General features: G+C 69.4%; 18 protein-coding genes. 7 read left to right on the top strand and 11 right to left on the bottom strand.

Annotation, left to right across the window (positions count from 1 at the left end; all coding sequences use genetic code 11):
- Positions 1 to 33: 33 nt before the first annotated feature.
- Both ACFVWL_RS07965 and ACFVWL_RS07960 read right to left on the bottom strand, forming a co-directional pair.
- Positions 34 to 2217 carry a peptidase C14 gene (locus ACFVWL_RS07965; RefSeq protein WP_387180733.1) on the bottom strand — a complete coding sequence of 728 codons (2184 nt, stop codon included), beginning with the start codon at positions 2215 to 2217 and terminating at the stop codon, positions 34 to 36.
- Complete coding sequence (locus ACFVWL_RS07960) at positions 2217 to 3581, bottom strand: MFS transporter (RefSeq protein WP_387180731.1); 1365 nt, start codon at positions 3579 to 3581, stop codon at positions 2217 to 2219. Before ACFVWL_RS07960 ends, ACFVWL_RS07965 begins: the two co-directional genes overlap by 1 nt.
- Before the next feature lie 150 nt (positions 3582 to 3731).
- Here ACFVWL_RS07960 and ACFVWL_RS07955 point away from each other — a divergent pair, with 150 nt between their 5' ends.
- From ACFVWL_RS07955 to ACFVWL_RS07940, 4 genes are all read left to right on the top strand, one after another.
- A complete protein-coding gene (locus ACFVWL_RS07955; protein WP_387180729.1) occupies positions 3732 to 4382 on the top strand; it encodes a GntR family transcriptional regulator in 651 nt (216 codons plus the stop codon).
- Positions 4383 to 4387: 5 nt separating this feature from the next.
- Positions 4388 to 5230 (top strand): SDR family NAD(P)-dependent oxidoreductase, encoded by an 843-nt coding sequence (locus tag ACFVWL_RS07950; RefSeq protein ID WP_387180726.1) that lies wholly within the window; start codon positions 4388 to 4390, stop codon positions 5228 to 5230.
- Positions 5231 to 5339: 109 nt separating this feature from the next.
- Positions 5340 to 5783 (top strand): MarR family winged helix-turn-helix transcriptional regulator, encoded by a 444-nt coding sequence (locus tag ACFVWL_RS07945; RefSeq protein WP_387180723.1) that lies wholly within the window; start codon positions 5340 to 5342, stop codon positions 5781 to 5783.
- Positions 5780 to 6766, top strand: coding sequence for a zinc-binding alcohol dehydrogenase family protein (locus tag ACFVWL_RS07940; protein ID WP_387180721.1), 987 nt, complete (start codon positions 5780 to 5782; stop codon positions 6764 to 6766). The genes ACFVWL_RS07945 and ACFVWL_RS07940 overlap by 4 nt, the downstream gene beginning before the upstream one ends.
- A 137-nt stretch (positions 6767 to 6903) precedes the next feature.
- On the opposite strand, the gene ACFVWL_RS07935 is transcribed toward ACFVWL_RS07940, so the two are convergent.
- The 9 genes from ACFVWL_RS07935 to ACFVWL_RS07895 all read right to left on the bottom strand — a co-directional run bounded on the left by ACFVWL_RS07935 (position 6904) and on the right by ACFVWL_RS07895 (position 17361).
- Entirely contained in the window at positions 6904 to 9084 is a 2181-nt protein-coding gene (locus ACFVWL_RS07935; protein ID WP_387180719.1) for a peptidase C14, read from the bottom strand.
- A gap of 109 nt (positions 9085 to 9193) precedes the next feature.
- Entirely contained in the window at positions 9194 to 10123 is a 930-nt protein-coding gene (locus ACFVWL_RS07930) for a GNAT family N-acetyltransferase (protein WP_387180716.1), read from the bottom strand.
- Complete coding sequence (locus tag ACFVWL_RS07925; RefSeq protein ID WP_387180714.1) at positions 10120 to 11076, bottom strand: hypothetical protein; 957 nt, start codon at positions 11074 to 11076, stop codon at positions 10120 to 10122. The genes ACFVWL_RS07930 and ACFVWL_RS07925 overlap by 4 nt, the downstream gene beginning before the upstream one ends.
- On the bottom strand, positions 11073 to 12074 hold the full coding sequence (locus ACFVWL_RS07920; protein ID WP_387180712.1) for a hydroxyacid dehydrogenase: 1002 nt from the start codon (positions 12072 to 12074) through the stop codon (positions 11073 to 11075). Before ACFVWL_RS07920 ends, ACFVWL_RS07925 begins: the two co-directional genes overlap by 4 nt.
- Before the next feature lie 32 nt (positions 12075 to 12106).
- Positions 12107 to 13168, bottom strand: coding sequence for a dihydrodipicolinate synthase family protein (locus ACFVWL_RS07915; protein WP_387180709.1), 1062 nt, complete (start codon positions 13166 to 13168; stop codon positions 12107 to 12109).
- Entirely contained in the window at positions 13168 to 14202 is a 1035-nt protein-coding gene (locus ACFVWL_RS07910) for an NAD-dependent epimerase/dehydratase family protein (protein WP_387180707.1), read from the bottom strand. The genes ACFVWL_RS07915 and ACFVWL_RS07910 overlap by 1 nt, the downstream gene beginning before the upstream one ends.
- Before the next feature lie 20 nt (positions 14203 to 14222).
- Entirely contained in the window at positions 14223 to 15128 is a 906-nt protein-coding gene (locus tag ACFVWL_RS07905) for a carbohydrate ABC transporter permease (RefSeq protein ID WP_387180705.1), read from the bottom strand.
- Positions 15125 to 16030, bottom strand: coding sequence for a carbohydrate ABC transporter permease (locus tag ACFVWL_RS07900; RefSeq protein ID WP_387180702.1), 906 nt, complete (start codon positions 16028 to 16030; stop codon positions 15125 to 15127). The genes ACFVWL_RS07905 and ACFVWL_RS07900 overlap by 4 nt, the downstream gene beginning before the upstream one ends.
- 89 nt (positions 16031 to 16119) lie before the next feature.
- Entirely contained in the window at positions 16120 to 17361 is a 1242-nt protein-coding gene (locus ACFVWL_RS07895; protein WP_387180699.1) for an ABC transporter substrate-binding protein, read from the bottom strand.
- Positions 17362 to 17550: 189 nt separating this feature from the next.
- Here ACFVWL_RS07895 and ACFVWL_RS07890 point away from each other — a divergent pair, with 189 nt between their 5' ends.
- Genes ACFVWL_RS07890 through ACFVWL_RS07880 form a run of 3 tightly spaced genes read left to right on the top strand, consistent with a single transcriptional unit; the run spans position 17551 to position 20821 of the window.
- A complete protein-coding gene (locus ACFVWL_RS07890) occupies positions 17551 to 18726 on the top strand; it encodes an ROK family protein (protein ID WP_387180696.1) in 1176 nt (391 codons plus the stop codon).
- A complete protein-coding gene (locus ACFVWL_RS07885) occupies positions 18723 to 19799 on the top strand; it encodes a Gfo/Idh/MocA family protein (protein WP_387180693.1) in 1077 nt (358 codons plus the stop codon). The genes ACFVWL_RS07890 and ACFVWL_RS07885 overlap by 4 nt, the downstream gene beginning before the upstream one ends.
- Positions 19796 to 20821, top strand: coding sequence for a Gfo/Idh/MocA family protein (locus tag ACFVWL_RS07880; RefSeq protein ID WP_387180690.1), 1026 nt, complete (start codon positions 19796 to 19798; stop codon positions 20819 to 20821). The genes ACFVWL_RS07885 and ACFVWL_RS07880 overlap by 4 nt, the downstream gene beginning before the upstream one ends.
- Positions 20822 to 20957 lie beyond the last annotated feature (136 nt).

The raw sequence follows: 20957 nt of genomic DNA, 5'->3' as shown, positions 1-20957 counted from the left end.
CCTGGTCCTCCATGTTCTCCATGATGCCGCCGCTCAGGCGATCGTCAGCACGTCGGCGATCAGCACACGTGCGCCGGACTCGGGAGGAGTCACCTCGACACCGCGCTCGACGCCGTCGCTGTAGAGCAGCGTGGAGGGTTCCGCGAAGCCGTCGGCCAACCGCAGCCGTCCTCCGACGAACTGGCTCCCGGTGATGCGGGCGTGGTTGACCCCCACGCCGATGTCGACGTGTGACGCCCCCTTCGGCACGGTCGATGTCACGCCGCTCAGGCGCCAGGTGACGATCCCCGCCCCGGCCGCCCGGGACAGCATGGCGCCGTCGCCGCGCTCCGTGCTCAGCTCGACGCCCTCGATCGCGATGGCCTGGTCGCGCACGGCGGTCACGGTGAGAAGCACGTCGCGCACCGTGCCGCCCCGGATGGTCACCCTCGACGCGCCGAGCTCGGCGGGTGCACCCGCGGCCGGGCCGCTCAGGCGGCAGTCGACGAACTCGACTGCGCCGGCGCCTCGCGCCTTCATCCCGTCGATCCCGGTGATCGTGCAGCGCACGAAGCTGACGGGCACCGTGACCGGCGTCTGGATCAACACCTGATCCTTGGGGAGGGCGAAGGTGCAGTCCTCGATGACCGTCGGCCTCGACGATCGAGCCGATCGCTGTCCGATCGCCAACAGCCCGGCGGTGCAGCCGCGCAGCTGAGCCCCGTCGGCGTTGATCGTCATGGTCGCCTGCGGGTCGAAGGTCGATCGTCCGATCACCCGGACGTTCTCGAGCGTCAGGTCGCTGATCTTCGTGCCGGCGACGAACCACGAGCAGACATGGTCGCGCACCGTGATGCGCTTGGCGGCGGTGCCCCATTGCGCGCCGGAGTTGGCGATGTCCATCAGCCCCGAGCACCCGATGAAGGTGAGATCGTGCTCGTACTGGCCGTGTGTGGTGAAGGGGTTCCCGCCCTGATCGTCACCGTCGCCGTGGCAGTTCTCGACGATGCAGTAGGCGCTGGCCGTCAGGTCGTTGAGGTGCCGCGCGTTCGACGACGTGCAGTCGCTCACGCGTCCGTACAGGCTGTAGATCTGCTGCGTCAGGTAGCCCGCTCCGCCGTAGAAGACCGTGGGCGGGTTCTCGACGGAGCAGCGTTCGGTCGTGAAGTGCGTGTTCCACCGCCGCATGATGACGGGCCACCATGTGCGGCTCGCGTGCACGTCCGCGACATCGCAGTGGATCGCGTACTCGAAGGCGATCGGGTGCGATCCGGTGAGCTCACGGGAGTCGGGGAAGGAGCCGTCCGTCGGTCCGTCGAAGGGCCCGGCCCCGAGGAACCGCATGTTCGAGATGCGCACCCCCGCGACCGGATCCATCTGCCGCCAGACGAGCTTTCGCCCCTTGTCGAGCGGCCAGCCGTTGAGGTAGTCGATCCGGATGTGCTGCCCGTCGATCTGCTGCGTCACCTGCACGAAGCGCTGGATCTCGCGTTCATCGGCGCCACCCCCGGCCACCGGGTCGCACTGCACCGCCCACCACGTGTCGACGGCGAACTTCGACGCGTCGGGCACGGCGACCGCATCCGTCAACTCGGGCCAGGCTTCCGCCAAGGTGTGCTCGACGGTGACGTCTCGGGACACCCCGGTGAAGAACATCACCGCACCGAACGGGTTGTCGTGGGAGTTCGCCTCGATGCCCTCCGTCGTGATGACATGGCCGCCGAAGTCGATCTCGAGATGGGAACGGGTGAAACGGTGCCGCCGCTGGAAGAGCAGATCGGTGCTCGCCTCGATCCGCCGGACGCGGAGGTCGTTCACCAGGGCGTCGAGCGCGTCGTCGGCCGCCGTCTCCGGGCCGGTGATGCCGAAGACCCGGAAGTCGACGGTGCCGTCGTGCTGCAGCAGCCACGTGGTGCCGCGTTTCCCGGCGATCACCGTGCCGCCGTTGGCCTCCACATCCGTCGCACCGCAGCCCACGTACACGAGCAGTCCGGCATCGCCCGGCGTGCGATAGCCGGCGACGATCGCCAGCTCACCGTCGCGCGCCCGGAGCTTGGAGAGATCGGAGACGGACTCTGCACGGATGATGTCCTTCGCCCCCGTTGCGACGGGAGCGGCCTGAGCGGTCGTCGCACCGGCGAGAGAGCCGGCAGCGCCGAGGGCGACCGCGCCGAGCCCGGCCATGAGGGCGCGTCGACCCGTCGATCGCACACGCGCATCCACTTCGGCGCGGGACATCACCGCACCCCGGACTTCGCGTCTGCCTTCAGGAGAACCTCGGCCGGAACCGTGAAGTCCGCCCGGCGGCTCAGCACGAACGCGATGGTCGCGCCGAGCAGGGTGAGCCCCGCGATCAGGAGCAGCCCCCAGATCGCCGACCCCGTGGTCTCGCTGATCCACCCGATCGCGTAGGGACCTGCGAACCCGGCGAGGTTGCCGACCGAGTTGATGAAGGCGAGTCCGGCCGCGGCCGCCGTGCCCGTGAGCACCATGGGCGGCAGGCTCCAGAACAGCGGTGTCGTCGAGAACAGTGCCGACATGCCGACGCACAGCGCGGCGAGCGCGAGGATCGGCGTGCCCTGCGCCGCGACCGCCGCGATGAGCGAGAGCGCCGTGATGGTGAGGGTGATGCCGATCTGCAGAGGGAGGTTGCCCTGCTTCCTGGCGGCGCGCTCCCACGGCAGCATGACGAGGGCTGCACACAGGTTCGGCAGCGCGACGAGCCACCCGGTCGTGGAGTTGGAGAAGTCGCCCATGCTCTTGACGATCGTCGGCAACCACATGCCCAGGCCGTACGCGCCGAACACGACCCCGAAGAACAGCACGATCAGGGTCCACAGGCGTCCGTTGCTGAAGACCTCGCGCAGGCGCAGACGCCCGTGCTTCTGCTCGGTCGCCGCGGTCTCGGCCGCCAGGGTGTCGTTGATCCACCGCTGCTCGGTCGCATCGAGCCAGCGCGCATCCTGCGGGCGGTCGGGCAGCCAGAAGAAGACGACGAAGGCGAGGAGCACCGCAGGGATTCCCTGCAGCAGGAAGACGAGCTGCCAGCCGTCGAGGCCCCACAGGCCGTGGAGTTCGAGCATCCAGCCGGAGAGCGGCGCCGCGACCGCGTTCGCGATCGGGTTCGACAGCACGAACACCGCGAGCACCTGGGTGCGATACTGCCGCGGGAACCAGAGCGTCAGGTAGAGGAGGACGCCGGGGAAGAAGCCCGCCTCGGCGATGCCCAGGACGAACCGGGCGATCGCGAACTGCGTGCCGTCCTGCACGAAGGCGGTGAGGGAGGCGACCAGACCCCAGGAGACCATGATGCGCGCGATCCACTTGCGCGCGCCGAAGCGCTCGAGCAGGAGGTTGCTGGGCACTTCGAACAGCAGGTACCCGATGAAGAAGATGCCGGCGGCGAACCCGAACGCGGCTTCGGTGATCTGCAGCGCCGTCGTCATCTCGAGCTTGGCGAAGCCCGCGTTGTTGCGGTCCATGTAGGCGACGAGGTACAGCAGCCCGAGGAACGGGCCGAGGCGCCAGATCGCCTTCTTCATGGCGGAGGCCCCGACCTCATCTGGCGTGCGCGTATCGGGGGCGATTCCGTTCCCGGACATGACAACTCCTTCGTCATCGATGGATCAGCTTGCTATAGCATCTAGCAAATCTCTCTCCGTGTCCACTCATCCGGAAAATGCCATAGCATCGAGCGAACGAATGCGCGCCCGCTCGACGAGACGGAACCGCGGATCGAGAAGGGCACCGGAATGCGCAGCGTCTCGGATCAGAACATCGCCGAACAAGTCGCAGACGAGCTGCGCGCGGCCATCCACTCCGGAGAGCTCGCCCCCGGCGAGCGCCTCGTCGAACGCAAGCTCGCCGACCGGCTGGGTGTCAGCCACATCCCGGTGCGCGAGGCCCTGACCCGCCTCGCCGAGGAACGCCTCATCACCCGAGAGCCCCGCCGAGGTGCCCGCGTCGCCCAGCTGAGCGCACAGGACCTCCAGGAGATCTCGAGCCTGCGGATCGTGCTGGAGCAGTTCATGGCGATCCGGGTGCAGGAGCGGTGGAACGACGAATCCGCCGCCCGGCTCGGAGCCATCATCCAGGCGATGGGGGATGCGGCGCCCGGTGACATCGACGAGGTGCTGCGCCAGGACCGTCTCTTCCACGAGACGCTCGCCGACCTCGCCGAGCACCGCTTCCTCGACGAGCTGAGCGGGCAACTGCGCGGCCGCATCACCGGATTCCTGCACGCCGCCAACGCCGCCCTCGACCCTGCCGAGCAGGAGGAGCACGTGCGCAGCCACCAGCAGATCGTCGACGCCATCGCGAGCGGTGACCCCGAGCGGGCGCAGGCCGTGATCGCCGAGCATGTGACCAGGGCGGTCGAGCGCATCACCCCCACGGCGGAGTGACTGCGATGACCGCGCAGACGATCGTCCTCACCGGAGCCTCCGACGGGATCGGCGCGGCGGCCGCCCGCCAGCTCGCATCGTCACCGCATCGCCTCATCCTGGTCGGGCGGTCGGTCGAGAAGACCCGCGCCGTCGCCGAAGAGGCGGATGCGGAGTGGTTCACCGCCGACTTCGCCCGCCTCGACGACGTGCGAGCACTGGCCGCGAAGATCAGCGATGCCGTCGGCGACAGCGGCATCCACGTGCTGGCGAACAACGCCGGCGGCATCTTCGGGAATCAGACCCCGACGGCGGACGGCTTCGAGAAGACCATGCAGGTCAACCACCTGGCGCCGTTCCTGCTCACGAACCTGCTGCTTCCTCAGCTGTTGAAGGCCGAGGGCGCGGTCATCAACACCTCCAGCATCGCCCACCGACTGTTCGGGCATCTCGACGTGGACGACCTCGACAACCACCGCCGTTTCAGCCCGAACAAGGCTTACGGCGATGCCAAGCTCGCCAACGTGCTGTTCGCCAAGAGCCTGCACACGAAGTTCCACGCCCAGGGTCTGAGCGCGGTCGCCTTCCACCCCGGCACCGTGCAGACGAACTTCGCGTCGGACTCGTCGAGCATCATGCGGCTGCTCTACCGCACCCCTCTCAAGCACCTCATGCTCATCGGTGCAGACAAGGGCGGCGCGACCCTGCGCTGGTTCATCGAGGGCGCCCCCGACGAGACCTGGTTCTCCGGTGCCTACTACGACGAGCGCCAGCTCACCACGAAGGTCAACCCTCAGGTGAACGACGCGGCCCTGGCCGAGGCGCTCTGGCAGCGCAGCGCCGAACTCGTCGGCCTCCCCACCGCCTAGGCCCGCCCCCTCGCCCCGCGGGCGGGGATCGCCCTTCTCGCGCCCGGTCCACGGAATCGCCATATACTTGCCATGGAAAGTAAGCCAGTGCTCGTGGAAAGGATGCGCCGTGGACCTGCATCGACTCTTCGATGATGTGATCCGCTTCGAGATGGAGATCTGGGAGGCGGTCGACCGACGTCTCCGCGCCGAGCATTCCCTGCCGCTGAGCTGGTTCGAGCCCATGCGGGCCATCGACAGGATCGAGAACTGCCGGGCCTCCGACATCGCGACCGAGCTCTCGATCACCGAGGGCGGTACCAGCAAGCTGGTCGCTCGCATCGAAGCAGCGGGCTACTGCGAGCGCACACCGAACCCCGACGACCGACGGGCCTCGTTCATCACGCTCACGCCGGCGGGCGAGGACATGTTGACGATCGCGACCCAGACCTTCGGCAGAGAACTGGAGCCGTGGTTCCAGAGCGTCTCCGCCGCCGACCTTGAGCACTTCGCCACCACTCTCGCCACCCTTCGGGTGCGCAAGCCCATACCGACGACAGGAGTCACCCCATGACCGAGATGATGCGCGCGATCGTGCTCGACGCACCCGGCCCCGTGGAGGCCCTCACCATCCGCGAGCTTCCGATCCCGACACCGAGCGAGGGCTGGGTGCTGATCCAGGTGAAGGCGTTCGGCCTGAACCGCTCCGAACTCCACACCCGACTCGGCCTGGCGGAGGGCGTCACCTTCCCCCGCGTGCTCGGCATCGAGGCGACCGGAGTCGTCGTCGAGGCACCCGGGGGCGAATTCACCCCCGGCCAGCAGGTCGTGGCGGTGATGGGCGGGATGGGACGCGCGTACGACGGCGGATACGCCGAGTACACCTGCGTCCCCGCGACCCAGGTCATCGCTTTCCAGAGCACCCTCGACTGGGGCACCCTCGGCGCCGTTCCGGAGATGCTGCAGACCTCCTACGGATCGCTCACCGTGGGGCTCGATGCCCAGCCCGGCCAGTCGATCCTGATCCGCGGCGGCACCTCATCGATCGGGATGGCGACCGCGGTGCTCGCGAAGCAGCGCGGGATGACGATCTTCTCGACCACACGCAACCCGAACAGGGCCGACGCCCTCACCCGCATCGGCGTCGACCATGTGCTGATCGACGACGGCGACGTGCAGGCGCAGGTCAGGGCGATCCTGCCCGACGGCGTCGACACGGCTCTCGAGCTGGTCGGAACACCGACCCTGCCCGACACCCTCCGCTCGACCCGCGTGCACGGCGTCGTCTGCTTCACCGGGATGCTCTCGAACGAGTGGACCGTGAAGGACTTCTACCCCATCGAGTACATCCCCCGCGGCGTGCGCCTCAGCGCATACGGCGGAGGCGCGGCCGACCTGCCGCCGGCTGTGCTCCAGGGCTTCCTCGACGCGGTCGCGGCCGGCGAAGCCACCGTGCCGATCGACCGGGTCTACGCGTTCGACCAGATCGCCGAGGCGCACACCGCGATGGAACAGGGCACCGCCGTCGGCAAGCTCGTCGTGCTCACCGGCCTCTGACCCGCCCGCGCCGCAGGCCTCCGCGGCCCGCCGAGTGCACGGGTTCTCGCCGAGTGCACGGCTCCTTCACCTCGAGAAGCCGTGCACTCGGCAGCATCCGGTGCACTCGGCGCCAGGTCGCGGGGGGACGGACGGGGTCAGACCGCGAGGTTCGCGGTGTCGACGACGCGAGGGCCCTCTGCGGGGAAGGCCGTGCGAGTCACACCCGACTCGACGTTGCCGGTGTGCAACAGGGTGGACGACGCGCCGAACGCGGCATCCGTCAGCTCCAGCGACCCGCCCTCGAAGCGGTTGCCGACCGCGCGATAGTGGGTCGCGCCCTTCGTGACCGAGACGTGCGTGGCCGCCCCCTCCGCACGGAAGGTGCTGTCGGAGAGCGTCAGGTGCAGTTCTCCGTCACCTGTCCGGGTCACGCCGGTGCCGCCCTTGATCGCGACGTCCGACCCCGCGATCTCGACCGCCTGCCGCTCCCCTCGTGCCGCCGCGATGCGGGCATTGCGGAGCGTCGATCCCTCGAACCGCAGCCGCTCCGACGACGACGCGATCGGCGCCGCATCCTCCGCCGCGATGAGCGTAGATCCCCGGAACGTGACCGCTCCGGCCCCCGCGATCTTCATGCCGCCGACCCGGTCGAGCACGGTGTCGACGAACGTGACGGGCGTCTTCACCGTGGCGTTGGTGAGCTCGCCCGGGGCGACGAACGTGAAGTGCGAGTCGGCGATCACGGTCGGCCGCGCGGAGTTGTCGGACGCCTGCGTGATCACGAGGGTGTCGGATGCCGTGCACCCGCGCAGCTGCGCGCCGTCGGCGTTGATCCACAGCATCCCGGAGCCTGCGAGCGACGGCTTGCCGATCACCTGCAGGTCTTCGAGCGTGAGGTCGGTGATGCGCACGCGCGCGACGAACCACGAGCACACGTGCTTGCGAACGGTGATGCGCTTGGCCGCCGACCCCCAGGCCGCTCCCGAGTTCGCGAAGGTCATGAGCCCCGAGTTGCCGGTGTACGTCAGGTCGTGCTCGTACTGCCCGTGCGTGACGAACGGACCCTGGTCATCGCCGTCGCCGTGGCAGTTCTCGACCAGGCAGTAGGCGCTCGCGGTGAAGTCGTTCAGGTGCCGGGCGTTCGCGGTGTGGCAGTTGGCGACGTAGCCGTAGAGGCAGTAGATCTGCTGCGTCAGGTAGCCCGCGCCGCCCCAGGTGACCGAGGTCGGGTTCTTCAGCGTGCAGCTCACGGTCGAGTAGTACGTGTTCCACCGGCGCTGGATGAGCGGCCAGAACGTGCCGGTGCCGTCGATGTGGTCGACGTCGCACCGCACCGCGTACTCGAAGGCCAACGGGTGCGATCCGGTGTACTCGTCGGTGCCGGTGCCGAGGAACTTCAGGTTCGACACCGTCACGTCCTGCACCGGAACGACCCGGCGCCATGTCATCGTGCGGTCCTTGCCCAGCGGCCAGCCGTTCTTGTAGTTGATGCGGATGTGCGTGCCGTCGACGATCTGTGTGACCTGCACCATCCGCTGCAGCTCGCGCTCCCAGCGACCCGACAGCGCGTTCACCTCTGCCGCGTACCAGTCGCCGACCGCGAAGAACGAGGAGTCGGCGACGGGGAAGACATCCCCCAGATCGGGCACGGCCTCGCCCAGCTTCGCCTCCTGCACCGCGTCGGTCACCTCGCCGCGGAAGAACATCACGGCCGCGAACGGATCGTCCTTGCCGGCGTTCTCGATGCCCGCGGTCGTCATCAGGTGCCCGCCGAAGTCGAAGGCGATGTTCGACCGGGAGAACTTATGACGACGCACGAAGTTGAGGGGGCTATGCCCCTCGATGCGGTGGATGCTCGCATCGTTCACCATGGCGTCGAGGGCATCGTCGGCGTTGACGTTCGCATCCATGATCCCGAACATCCGGAAGTCCACGACCCCGTCGTGCACGAGCATCCAGGCCCCGCCCTTGGGAGCGGCGAGCACGGTGCCGCCGTTCGCCGCGGGAGCATCCTTCTTCACGAAGCGGTAGGTCCCGTCGCCGCCATCACCGGCGGCGGCGTATCCGGTCGTGCGCGCGAGGTCGCCGTCCTTGCCCTTGCGCTTCACGAGCTCGGTCGCCGTGCCGCCGTTGGCCACCGACGACGATCCCGAGTTCCCCTGGGTCACGATCGGGCCCGCGGCCTGCGCGGGGGTCTGCGTGCTGACGGCAGCCACGCCCCCGATCGCCGCCGCGCCGAACCCGGCGAGCAGCATGCGCCTGCTCCGAAGAGCAGCGGTCTCGTTCCTCTCCTGCGGGTTCTTCTCCTGCGGGGTCGTGCTCATCTTCTGGGTCATGCTCATCCTCCTTGCGGCGTCATCGCCGCGGTCAGGCGTCCGGTCGTTCAGCCCGGTCCGCATCATCCGATCGATCCCCAGTCCCCAGTGCTGTCTCCGAGCGGGTCGCTCAGAAGTAGTCGCCCGCCGTGAAGTGGCGGATGCCGTGCAGTCGCGCCTCGCGCCGCAGCGGACGGATCATCCCGGTGCGGTCGTCCTGCCGCACGGCCTCGGGCGCGAAGGCACGGAGCGCCCGATCCTCCTCCGGCAGAGCGGGGACGGCGAGATCGCACGACGTCACACCGGCCGATGCCCAGTCGACGGCGATGGCGGCGAGCAGGTCGTCGCGCACACCCTCGGCGTCTCCCTCGATGCCGGGGAGCACGGCGCTCTCCAGGAGCACGCCGACGTCGCCGCGACGCTCGGCGATCGCGTAGCCGACGACCGTCGATCCCTCGGTCCGGCGATAGAGGGTGGCACCCCTCATGCGCACCTCGGCCATCGCCCCGTCTCGGTCGCCGCGCAGCGGGGCCAGCACGACTCTGCCCTCCCGCGACCGCTCGTAGACCTCGCGCAGCGGGCGGAAGCTGCCGAGCCCGACCGTCTCGCGCATCACCCGAGCCGTGGTCTCGGCCGGCACCGGAGCACGCCAGGGCCCGGTCAGGGTCCGCGCCATCGCGAAGGTCTCGAAGCCACTCGAGCGATACACCTCCGGGGTGCCGGTGAACAGCAGCGCCCAGTCGGCGTCGCGCGCGGACTGCAGCGTCGCCGTCACGAGCCGACGGGCGAGGCCGTGCCCCCTGGCACGCTCGGCGACCGCGACGCTGCCGATCGCGTGCACCTCGGCGCTCCCGCCGTCTGACTCGCGAAGCGTCTTGGGCAGACCGTAGATCGAACCGCACAGACCGTCGTCGTCTTCGGCCACGATCGTGTGCGTGAGGCGCTCCTGGTCGATGAGCCACTGGTCGGGCGCGAGCGGAGGAGTGAACACGGTCGCCCACAGCGCCGTGAGCTCAGCCTGATCCTCTGCGCGTGCGGCGCGGATCGTCACCTCGCTCATGCGTCGCCCCGTGCGATCTCGGCGGCACGGATCGTGTTCGCCACGACCATACGCGCCTCGCTCCAGGGAGCCGCGGTCGCGCTGTGCGGCGCCGCATCGAGCAGGGCGCGGATCAGGCCGCGGAAGCCCAGAGCCACGTTCGCGTCGCCACCGCCTTCGGCGCCCACATCGAGCGCGACCGAGCGGGTGCCGGAGGCCGTCACCACATCCACCCCGTACGCGTCGGCGCCCGGGGTCCCTGTGACGAGGACCTGAACCGGGACCTCGCGCGCCGCCCCCGGAACCCGCAGCAGACCTTCGATACCGGCGGCATCCTCCGAGGCGGTGATCGATCCGCGGCGCGCGCGTGTCCATCCGGATCCCGCGACGAGGGTCGCCCCGGGCAGCAGCACGTCGAGCATCTCCCAGGCGTGCACCCCGACCGTCACGGCCGTGCCTCCGCCCCGCTGCGGATCGTCCTGCCACGCGCGGTCCGACACCTGGAATGCCGCGTTGTCGTGCTGTGCGTGCACGCGGAGCGCGAGGACTTCGTCGACCGCGATCTCTTCGGCGAGAGTGACCAGCGCGGGGGCGAAGCGGAGCACGGAGCTCGTGCCGACCGAGACGGAGGATGCCGCGAGCGCGCGGTCGACCTCGGCGAGCTGAGCTGCCGTCGCCGCGATGACCTTGTTCACGAAGACCGGGGCGACTCCGCCGCCGAGCGCCCGCAGGACAGGCACGACCTCGTGCGGACGGGGCGTCGCGATGACGAGGTCGGGCCGCAGCGCCGCGAGTGCGCCTGTGGAGGCCGTCGCCGCCCCTGCGAACCGCTCCGCGAAGGCCTGGGACGCCGCCGCATCCGCATCGTGCACCCCGACGACCTCGGCGCCGAGCGCTCGAACGTTGCCGGCGTCGGTGTACGGGTGCGAGTGCGCGAGTCCGGCGAAGGCCACACGCAGCGGCGTGCCGGTCATGCCATCGAAGACAGCTGGTCGCGGGAGACGGTGTGTGCGAGGGGATGCCCCGCGGCGAAGGCCTCGACCTCGTCGGCGACGATCCGCCCTTGACGCAGCCGTCCCTGGCTGGTGCCCGCCGCCCGGTGCGGGGTGACCAGCACGCCGGGCAGCGTCCGGAACGGGCTGTCCACGGCGAACGGCTCCTCGTCGAAGACGTCGATCGCCGCGCTGAGCCGACCACGCTGGAGTTCCTCGATCAGCGCGGCCTCGTCGACGAGCCAGGAGCGCGCGGTGTTCACGAGCCCCGCGCCGTCACGCATGAGGGCGAGCTCGCGGCGACCGATCAGGTGGTGGGTCTCGGGCAGCGTGGGAGCGTGCACGGCGACGATCTGCGCGCGCGTCAGGGCCTCGTCGAGCGGCAGAAGTTCGGCCCCCAGTGCTGCAGCGGCGGCGGCGTCGATCGTCGGGTCGACCAGCAGCGGCACGGCGCCGAGTGCGCGGATCAGTTCGAGGTAGGCCCGGCCGGTGCGCGAAGCCCCGATCACGGCGATGGGCGTGTCGAGGATCTCGCGCTGCACGCCCACGGCCTCCGCGTCGTACCAGCCGTCGCCGGTCCGCAGGGCGTTGTGCATCTCGGGCACCCGGTGCAGCAGCGCGAGCGTGAAGGTCAGCGACACCTCGGCGACCGGCCGCGCCATGCCCGCACCCGCCTGGGTCACGACGACACCGCGATCGAACAGCTCATCGGTCGCGAAGGGTTTGATGGTGGCCCCGGTGTGCGCGATGAGTTCGAGCTTCGGCAGCGATGCGAGCACCGCGGTGTCGAAGGGGCCGACACCCCAGCTCGTGATGACGATGCGTGCTTCGCCGAGCTCCGCCTGCGTGAGCCGGTCGACGCGCACGAATGAGCCCCCGAGACGAGCGGCGACCGCACGCAGGCGCTCGGCATCCGCGCCTGAGAAGAACTCCGCGAAGAGTTCTTCCGAGACGACCGCGACGATGGTCGGCGCACTCATGCCAACGCTCCTCTCGACGCTCACCTCAACACTCATCTCAACCAGGCCTCGAGGTTCTCGGCGATGAAGGCGTCGTCGTTCAGGTCGGGATACGCGTGGCGCACCCGCTCGATCTCCTCGGCCTGACCGGGCGAGAGGCCCTCAGCGGGGTCGAGGCACCAGACGCCGTCGAGCAGACCCTGTTGGCGCAGCATCTCGTGCACGCCGGCGATCACCCCGTGGAAGTCGTTGCCCGGATCGAACACGGCCTGGTTCACGTCGACCATGTCAGAGGCGACGAGACCGAGTTCGCGGTAGGCCCCCGCGTCGCCCGCCATCGCCCGCTGCGCACGTTCGAGCAGCGCGACCGCCGCCCGGGTGCCGACCGCCCACTGACCCAGCAGCCCGCCGACGAAGCGCAGCGTGCGGGCACCGGAGGGCGACTCCACGTGGAACTCGGAGAGGAGGTCGGCCACGATCGCGTCGTCGTTGCCGGTGTAGAGGGCGATCTCGTCAGCCCGGCCGGAGGCGGCGACGCCGCGCACCAGCTCGAGCGTGCGGTAGCGATCGAAGGGTGCGGCCTTGACCGCCACGACAGCCGGAATCGAGGCGAACTCGCGCCAGAAGTCGCGGTCGAGCACGGGTCCGCCGATCGCGGTCTGCAGGTAGAAACCGACCACCGGCAGCACCTCACCCACGGCACGGGCGCGTTCGAGCAGGGCGCGCTCGTCGGCTCCGGCCACGCGAGGACTCACCAGCACGGCGTCGTAGCCGAGGCTGCGGGCGAGCTCGGCCTCGGCCACCGCCTGGGCCGTGCCACCGGCCACACCGGCGATGCGCACCACGTCGGCATCCGCGCGGGCATCCAACTCCTCCGCGGCGAGCGCGAGCACGGGCTCGAACAGCGCGTGCTCGGGGTCGCGGATCTCGAACTGGGTCGTGTGCACCCCGACGGCGATGCCCCCGGCACCCGCGTCGAGGTAATACCGGGTGAGCGCGCGCTGACGGCGTTCATCGATGCGCCGCTCGGCGGTCAGCGCGAGCGGGTGCGCCGGGATCACGGCCCCGCGGGCGAGGGTGGCTGCGGCCTCCGGTCGCAGGGTGGGAACCGCCATCAGAACTTCCCGTCCCGCACGGCCCACTTGGTCGGCTTGGCGATCATCGGGAGGCCCTTCTCGATCCAGCCGGCCTGCATGCCGATCAGAGTCTCGGCCGAGACGGACGGGTAGCCGAACAGCGCCATGCAGCGGCGCGCGTCGCTGAGCAGCGCGGTGGGCTGCGGCTCGTCGACGATCTCGACCTCGCGGTCGAACAGGGTGCCGAAACGGCGTGCGATCGATTCGACGCTCAGCAGCTCGGGACCGGTGAGGTTGATCGTGAACGGGGCGGTCGAGGCATGCACGAGGCTGCGGAGCACCACCTCGTTCGCGTAGCCCTGCCAGATCACGTTGACGTTGGCGGTGGCGACAGAGACGGGCTGCCCCGCGTGCACGGCGCTGCCGATGTCGGCGAGCACGCCGTAACGCAGGTCGACCGCGTAGTTCAAGCGGATGATGGCGACCTTGGTGCCGCGCTCCTGCGCCCCGAACTCGAAGACGCGCTCACGTCCCAGGCACGACTGCGCGTACTCGCCGATCGGCGCGGGCTGCACCTCTTCGTCCGCTCCACCGGAGGAAGCAGGAAGGAAGGGGTAGACGTTGCCGGTCGACAGCACCGAGATCGCACTGTCGCGGTAGCGGCGGGCCACGCGATCGGGCAGGGCGGCGTTGACCTCCCACGCCCACGAGGCGTTGGTCGCGGCACCGAACTTCGCACCGACCATGAACACCACGTTCGGAGCATCCGGCAGCGATGCGAAGTCGTCGTTCTCGATCAGGTCGAACGAGATGACCTTCACGCCCGCGGCCTCCAGACGCTCGCGGATCGCCGCGTCGCCGAACCGGGAGACCGCGTAGACCGTGTCGCCCTGGCGCCCAGCGGCATCCATTCCACGGCGCGCGAGCATCGCGAGCGTGGGGCCCATCTTGCCGCCCGCACCGAGGATCACGAGGTCGCCCGTGCCGCGCGCGAGGTCGGCGATGAGTCCGGCGCTCGGCGTGGCGAGCGCCTCCTCGAGATCGGCTTCCGAGGTGAAACTGTGCTGAGTCATTGTGGTGCTTTCCCTTCTTCTCAGCCCTTGATGCCCGTACCGGCCACGCCCTCCTGCACGTACCGCTGAGCGATGAGGTACGCGAGGAAGATGGGCAGCAGCGCCACGACTGAACCGGCGAGCATGGTGCTCAGCGGAACGTTCTGCTGCTGCAGCGACGAGATGCCGACGGTGAGTGTGAACATCGCGTTGGACTTCGCGATGATGAGCGGCCACAGGAAGTCGTTCCAGTGCCACAGGAAGACGAAGATGCCCAGCGTCGCCAGGATCGGCTTGCACAGCGGCAGCACGATCCGCAGGAAGATGCGGAACTCGCCTGCGCCGTCGATGCGGGCGGCCTCGAACAGCTCGTCGGGGAGGCCCGAGATGAACTGGCGCATGAGGAACACGGCCTGCGCGTTCGCGAGCGACGGCAGGATCAGGCCCCAGTAGGTGTCGACGCCACCGAGGTTCGCCATCAGGATGAACGTCGGGATGAGAGTGACGTGGAACGGCACCATCACCATCGCGAGGAACGACCAGAACATCACCTCCTTGCCGCGGAAGCGCTTCTTGGCGAAGGCGTAACCGGCGAGCGCCGAGAGGAACAGCACCGCGACGACCGAGACGAGCGAGTAGATGAGGGTGTTGCCGAGCCAGCCGAGGATGTTCTGTCCCGCGAGCACCTGCTCGTAGGCGTCGAACGAGATGTCCTGGAAGGGGAGCAGGGAACCCGGGAGCTCGACGACCATGCCGGGCTTCAGACTCAGCACGACCATCGCGTAGAACGGGAAGAAGCTGAGGATGCCGGCCAGGCTCAGCCAGATCCACCGGCCGACGATCCCCCAGCCGGTGGGCTGGAGCGCGCGGTAGGCGCGGCGCTGCTTCGTCGACATTTTCGGCGACGTCGCCGGGGTCTGGGTCGGCGGCTGCAACAGAGCGGTCATTTCTGCTTTCCGATCACCAGGCGCTGGATGAGCGCGACGACGAGGGTCATGACGAACAGGGCCACACCGATGGCGGCCGCGTAGCCGTAGTCGAAGTAGCGGAAGCCCTGGTCGTAGAGCATGTAGACGAGCGAGTAGCTGGCGTTGGCCGGCCCACCCTGGGTCATCACGTAGATGACGTCGAACACCTGGAATGCGGCGGTGGTCTCGATCACCGCGAGGAAGAAGAAGGTCGGGCGCAGCACCGGGAGGATGATGTACCGGAAGCGCTGCCAGGCGTTCGCCCCGTCGACCAGGGCCGCCTCCTCGAGTTCGCGCGGCACGTCCTGCAGGGCGGCGATGAGGATCATCATCCCGTAGCCGAACCGCGACCAGACGCCGACGACCACGATCGCGGGGATCACGAGGACGGTACTGCCGAGCCAGGATCCACCGAGACCGAGTGGCGTCATCAGCGCCGACCAGGGTCCGTTCGCGGAGAAGATCCAGACGAAGATCGAGCCGGCCAGCACCAGCGAGGTGATGACGGGGAGGAAGAAGATCGAGCGGAAGAAGCGCGCGCCCCGGAAGGCCCGGCGCACACCGAGGGCCATCACGGTGGAGAGCACGAGCGCGATCGGCACCGCGAACACCGTGTAGATGAGGGTGGTGCCCATCGCCCGCCAGAACAGCGGGTCGGCGACCATGCGCTGGAAGTGGTCGAGACCCCGCCACGAGATCTCACCCGTGATGTCGTAGTCGAAGAAGCTCAGAGCCACTCCGGCGATGCTCGGGCCGAAGCGGAAGGCGATGAACAGGAGGAAGGCGGGGAGCACGAACAGGAACGCGATCCGCGCCTCTCGTCGTGCGAGCACCCGGGTGACCCGCCCTGCGGGCTTCTTCGCCGTGGTTGCCGTCGTCATCAGTGGTACCTCACGTGGGGGGAGTGAAGGGGTGCGGGGGCATGCGGAGTTCGGGCTCCGCATGCCCCCGGGTGTTATTTCTCGACCAGCTACTTCTTGATCAGGGGTGCCGCAGCTGTCGCGGCATCCTTCAGCGCGTCCTCCGGAGACTTGTCTCCGAGGAGTGCGGCCTGGATCTCCGGCGCGAGCACGCCCATCAGCGCGCGCGACGAGGCGTTGAGTTCGCCCACCGTGGTGTCGGGAACGTACTTCTCGACCTCGCCGAGCAGCGGGTCGTCCGCGTACAGCGGCGCGGTGGTGCTGAGAGCGGAGAAGTAGCCTGCCGCCTTGAGGTACGGCTCGACCACGTCGGCGCCGGTGGCGTACTCGACGAACTTCGCCGCGGCGTCCTGCGCCTGGGAACCCTTGAGCACCGAGAGCGAGCCGACCGTGCCGTAGGCCACCGACTCCTTCTCGGTGAGCGGCGCCATGACCTTGACGTTCTCCTCGCCCCAGAAGGGCACGACCTCGTTGACCGCGTTGTTCCACGTGCACGCGACCTTGCCCTGGGCCACCGCGGTCTGCTCGAGCGGGACGTTGGTGGTGAGCGCCTCGGGGTCGAGGGCGCCCGCCTCGGCCAGGTCGGTGAGGAAGGTGAGCGCCTGCACGCCCTCCTTGCTGTCGAACCCGACGTCGCCGTCCTTCGTGTAGACCTCGCCGCCGGCCTGCCACAGCAGCGGGTAGTAGGTGAGGTTGAGGGTGTTCTCGGCCGATGCCGGGTAGTTCAGGGCGTACATGCCCTTCTCGGTGAACTTGGGGGCCATCGCGGTGATGTCGTCCCAGGTCTCGGGATACTCGGTGACGCCGGCGGCCTCGAACGCGGCGGCGTTGCAGATGAGGGGCTGGGCGCTGGTGAGGATCGGGGCTCCGAGGATGTCGCCGTCGAGCGTGACCGACTTCTTCACGTTCGGCAGCAGGTCGTCCTGGCGCTCCGTGCTCAGCAGGTCGTTGAGGGGGGCGATCGACTTCTGGTACGCCGCGAGCTGGTCGGGGATGAGGTAGACGACGTCGGGGCCCTTGCCGGCCGCGATCGCGGTCTGGAGAGCCTCGTCACGGTTCGCCCACGGGAAGATCTCGTACTTCACGTTGATGTTCTCGTTCTGCTTCTCGAAGTCGGCGATCGTCGAGTCCCAGAAGTCCTTGTGCACCGCCTCGTCGGCGATGACCGGGTAGAGCCAGACAGTGATGTCCTGCTCACCCTCTGCGGTGTTGCCTCCGCCGGCCGAACATCCGGCCAACAGGGTGGCGGCCGCGATTCCCGCGACGACGCCGGTGAACTTGCTGACGCGCATGGTGCTCCTTTGCTTATACCGTGCTGAGTACGGTTCATTATGACACTGCAATGGGATAATTCGTCAAGTACAAGTTCTCAGACCCGTGTTTCAGCCGTGTTTCTCGTTCGAGAACAACAAAGCTTGATCTGAGAATTGGGTGTGCTAATTTGATCGCACCCGACGACGGAGAAGAGGAAGGGACCGCACATGGCCGTGAACAGCCCGCTCTCGATCGTCGCGCGATCCGCTCTGCAGCTGCGTGATACCGGGCCCGCGACCGTGAACGATCTGTCGCGTTCGCTCGAGATCTCGCGCACGTCGGTCGAGAACGCGGTGACCGTGCTGGCCGACTCGGGCCTGATCGTCGACGCCCCCGTGCAGAACGGCGGCGGGGCAGGACGCCCGGCCCGTCGCTACTCCTTCCACGCCGCCGCCGGGACCGTGGTCGGCGTCGACATCGGCGTCGCGAGCGTGCGCGTCGTACTCGCCGACCTGTCAGGGCTCGTCATCGCGCAGCGCAGCTACTCCGGCGTGGCCGAGCAGCCCGACGGCGCCTCGAAGCTCTCGGCCGTGATCGACGACGTGCGCCGCACCCTCTCCGCCATCTCCCTCCCCACCTCGAGAGTGCGCGCGGTGGGCGTCTCGCTCCCCGGCATCGTCGATGACGCGGGGCGCGTGACCACCTCGGTCGTCATCCCCGAATGGTCGGGAATCGACATCGGCTCCCAGCTGCGGCACGCCTTCGGCTGCCCGGTCGCGGTCGACAACGGCGTGCGTCTGGCCGCCGTCGCCGAGCACCATCTGGGTGTCGCGCAGCTCGTCGACGACGTGATCTACCTCTCGGTCGGCAACCGCATCGCGATGGGCCTCATCCTCGGCGGACGTCCGCGCCGCGGCATCCACAACGCCGCCGGTGACATCGGCCGTCTCGCCTTCCGCGGGCTGAACACCGAGACGGGTCAGATCTCGTGGCGCACCGCTCCGACCGCGGCCGAGGTGTTCGCGCTGGCACGCGAGGGCGATGACGCCGCCCGGCACGAGCTCGACGGCTTCATCGATGAGCTCGCCCACGGCATCGCCACCCTGACCATGACGGTCGATCCGGCCATGATCGTGATCGGCGGCGGGCTCTCCGCCGCGCACGAGCAGCTGCTCGACCCCCTGCGCGCCGCTCTGCCCGGCCACCTCGGCCTGCCGTTCCAGGTGCCGATCGCCGAAGCGCGCCTGGGTGCCGAGGCCGCAGCCCATGGAGCCGTCGTGCACGCGTTCCAGCGCCATGCCGGCGAGATCTACGGCATCGAGGACATGCCGGCCCCGCCGATCACACCGCTGCCCGTCGAGCCGGCGGGGACAGACGACACGACCACCGAGGAGAAGCAGTGAGCACGTTGAAGGTCGGACTCATCGGCGCCGGCGGGATCTCCCGCGTGCACGCCGACGCGTGGCGAGCGCTCGGCGCGGAAGGCTTCGTCACCTCCCTCGTCGGGGCCGAGGAGATCGCCGAGGAGTACGGGTTCGAGCTCGTCGCCGACGTCGACACCCTCATCGGGCTGGTCGACATCGTCGACATCGTGACCCCCAGCAGCACGCACGCCGACTTCGCGCAGCGGGCCATCGCCCGAGGACTCGACGTGATCTGCGAGAAGCCGCTCGCCGCGACCGCCGCTGTCGCGGCCACCGTCGCCCGAGCCGCCGAAGAGGCCGGAGTGCGACTCTTCCCGGCTCACGTGGTGCGGTACATGGGCGAGTACGCCCAGATCAAGGCCGGCATCGACGCCGGTCGCATCGGCACGCTCGCCGTGCAGCGGTTCAGTCGCGCCGGCTCCGCGCCGCAGACCCCGTGGTTCTTCTCGGAGAGCGCGGGCGGCGGAGTGATCCGCGATCTGATGATCCACGACATCGACCAGGCGGTCTGGTTCGCCGGCCCCGTCGCGACCGTCTACGCGGTGCAGAACCCGCCGACGGTCGACGACCACGTGCCCGCACCGGTGACCGCGCACGTCGTGCTCACCCACCGCAACGGCGTCATCAGCCACATCCACGGCAGCTGGGTCGCGCCCGGGATGCCGTTCCGCACGAGCGTCGAGGTCGCGGGCTCCGAGGGACGCCTACGCTACGACAGCGCCGAGGACAACGCGCTGCGCACCGACGCCGTGCTGCCCGAGGGCGACACCGACTACCTGCCGCCGATGTCGCCGCAGGAGAGTCCGTACTTCGCCGAGATCGCCGACTTCGTCGCCGCCCTGCGCGAGGGTCGAGAAGCCAGGGTCAGCCCGGCGGACGGCATCGAGGCCGTCGCCGTGGCCGAGGCCGCGTATGCCTCGATCGCGTCCGGTGCCCCCGTCGCACTGCCCGAACCCTCCGCCGCACCTGAAGCCGTCGCCACTGAAGCCGCCGTCGCTGAAGCCGCCGCCACCGAAGCGACGTCCCGCAACGCCGAGGAGGCCACCCGATGACCGCTCCCGCCCCGCTGCGGATCGCCGTGCTCTCGTTCGCCCACACGCATGCCCTGAGTTACGTGCACGCACTCGCGGCGATGCCGGGCGTCGAGCTGATCGCCGCCGATCCTGACGGCGCCGCCGCTCCCGACGACGCTCCGCGCGGAGCCGCTCTGGCTGCGGAGCTCGGTGTCGCCTACGTCGAGACCTACGACGAGGCCTTCGCCTGGAAGCCCGATGCCGTGGTGATCGCCGCCGAGAACTCCCGCCACCGCGCCCTCGTCGAGCGCGCCGCCGCCGCCGGGGTGCACGTGCTCTGCGAGAAGCCGCTGGCCACCAGCGTGGAAGACGCGATCGCCATGCGGGCGGCGTGCGAGCGTGCCGGTGTGATCCTGATGGTCGCCTACCCGGTGCGCTTCGCCCCCAGCGTGCGCGACGCGATCGCCGAGCTGCGCAGTGGTCGCCTCGGGAGAATCCTCGGTGTCACCGGGATCAACAACGGAAAGCTGCCGCAGGACCGGGCCTGGTTCACCGATCCCGAGCTGGCCGGGGGCGGCGCACTGGTCGACCACGTCGTGCATTGCGCCGACCTGCTCGACGAACTGCTCGGCGAGCGGGCCCGATCGGTCCGCGCCGTATCCAACAGCACCCTGCATGCCGAGCGCGACCTCGAGGTCGAGACCGGCGGCCTGGTCACGCTCCAGTACCCGAGCGGAGTCATCGCCACGATCGACTGCTCCTGGAGCTGGCCGATGAGCTCCCCCACCTGGGGCGGGCTCACCCTGCAGGTGGTGGCCGAGCGTGGCACCGTCACGGTGAGCCCCTTCGCCCGGGGCGTCGCCGGGCACGATGCGCACGGCGAGACGTGGAGTCCCGTGGGCGCCGACCTCGACGCTCTGCTGCTCGACGAGTTCGTGCGGGCCGTGCGCGAAGGGCGACAGCCGCAGCCCGACGCCGGCGTGGGCATTCGCACGGTCGAGATCGCCACGGCCGCCCTGGCCTCCGCAGCCCGCGGCGGCGAGGTCGTCGCCCTCGCGTAGCCCCGCATCTCGGGATCACGGTCCGGCTGCCGGGCCGACCGGCTGCTCTTCCCCGCCATCGGACGGAATATCGCAGCTCCGACCCCTTTGCTGAAGAGGGGCCGCGTATCGTGGGCTCAGGCCGGTCAGGCAGGCG

The sequence above is a fragment of the Microbacterium sp. NPDC058269 genome (assembly GCF_042881445.1).
GTDB lineage: Bacteria > Actinomycetota > Actinomycetes > Actinomycetales > Microbacteriaceae > Microbacterium.
This window is presented reverse-complemented; position numbering and strand designations above follow the sequence as displayed.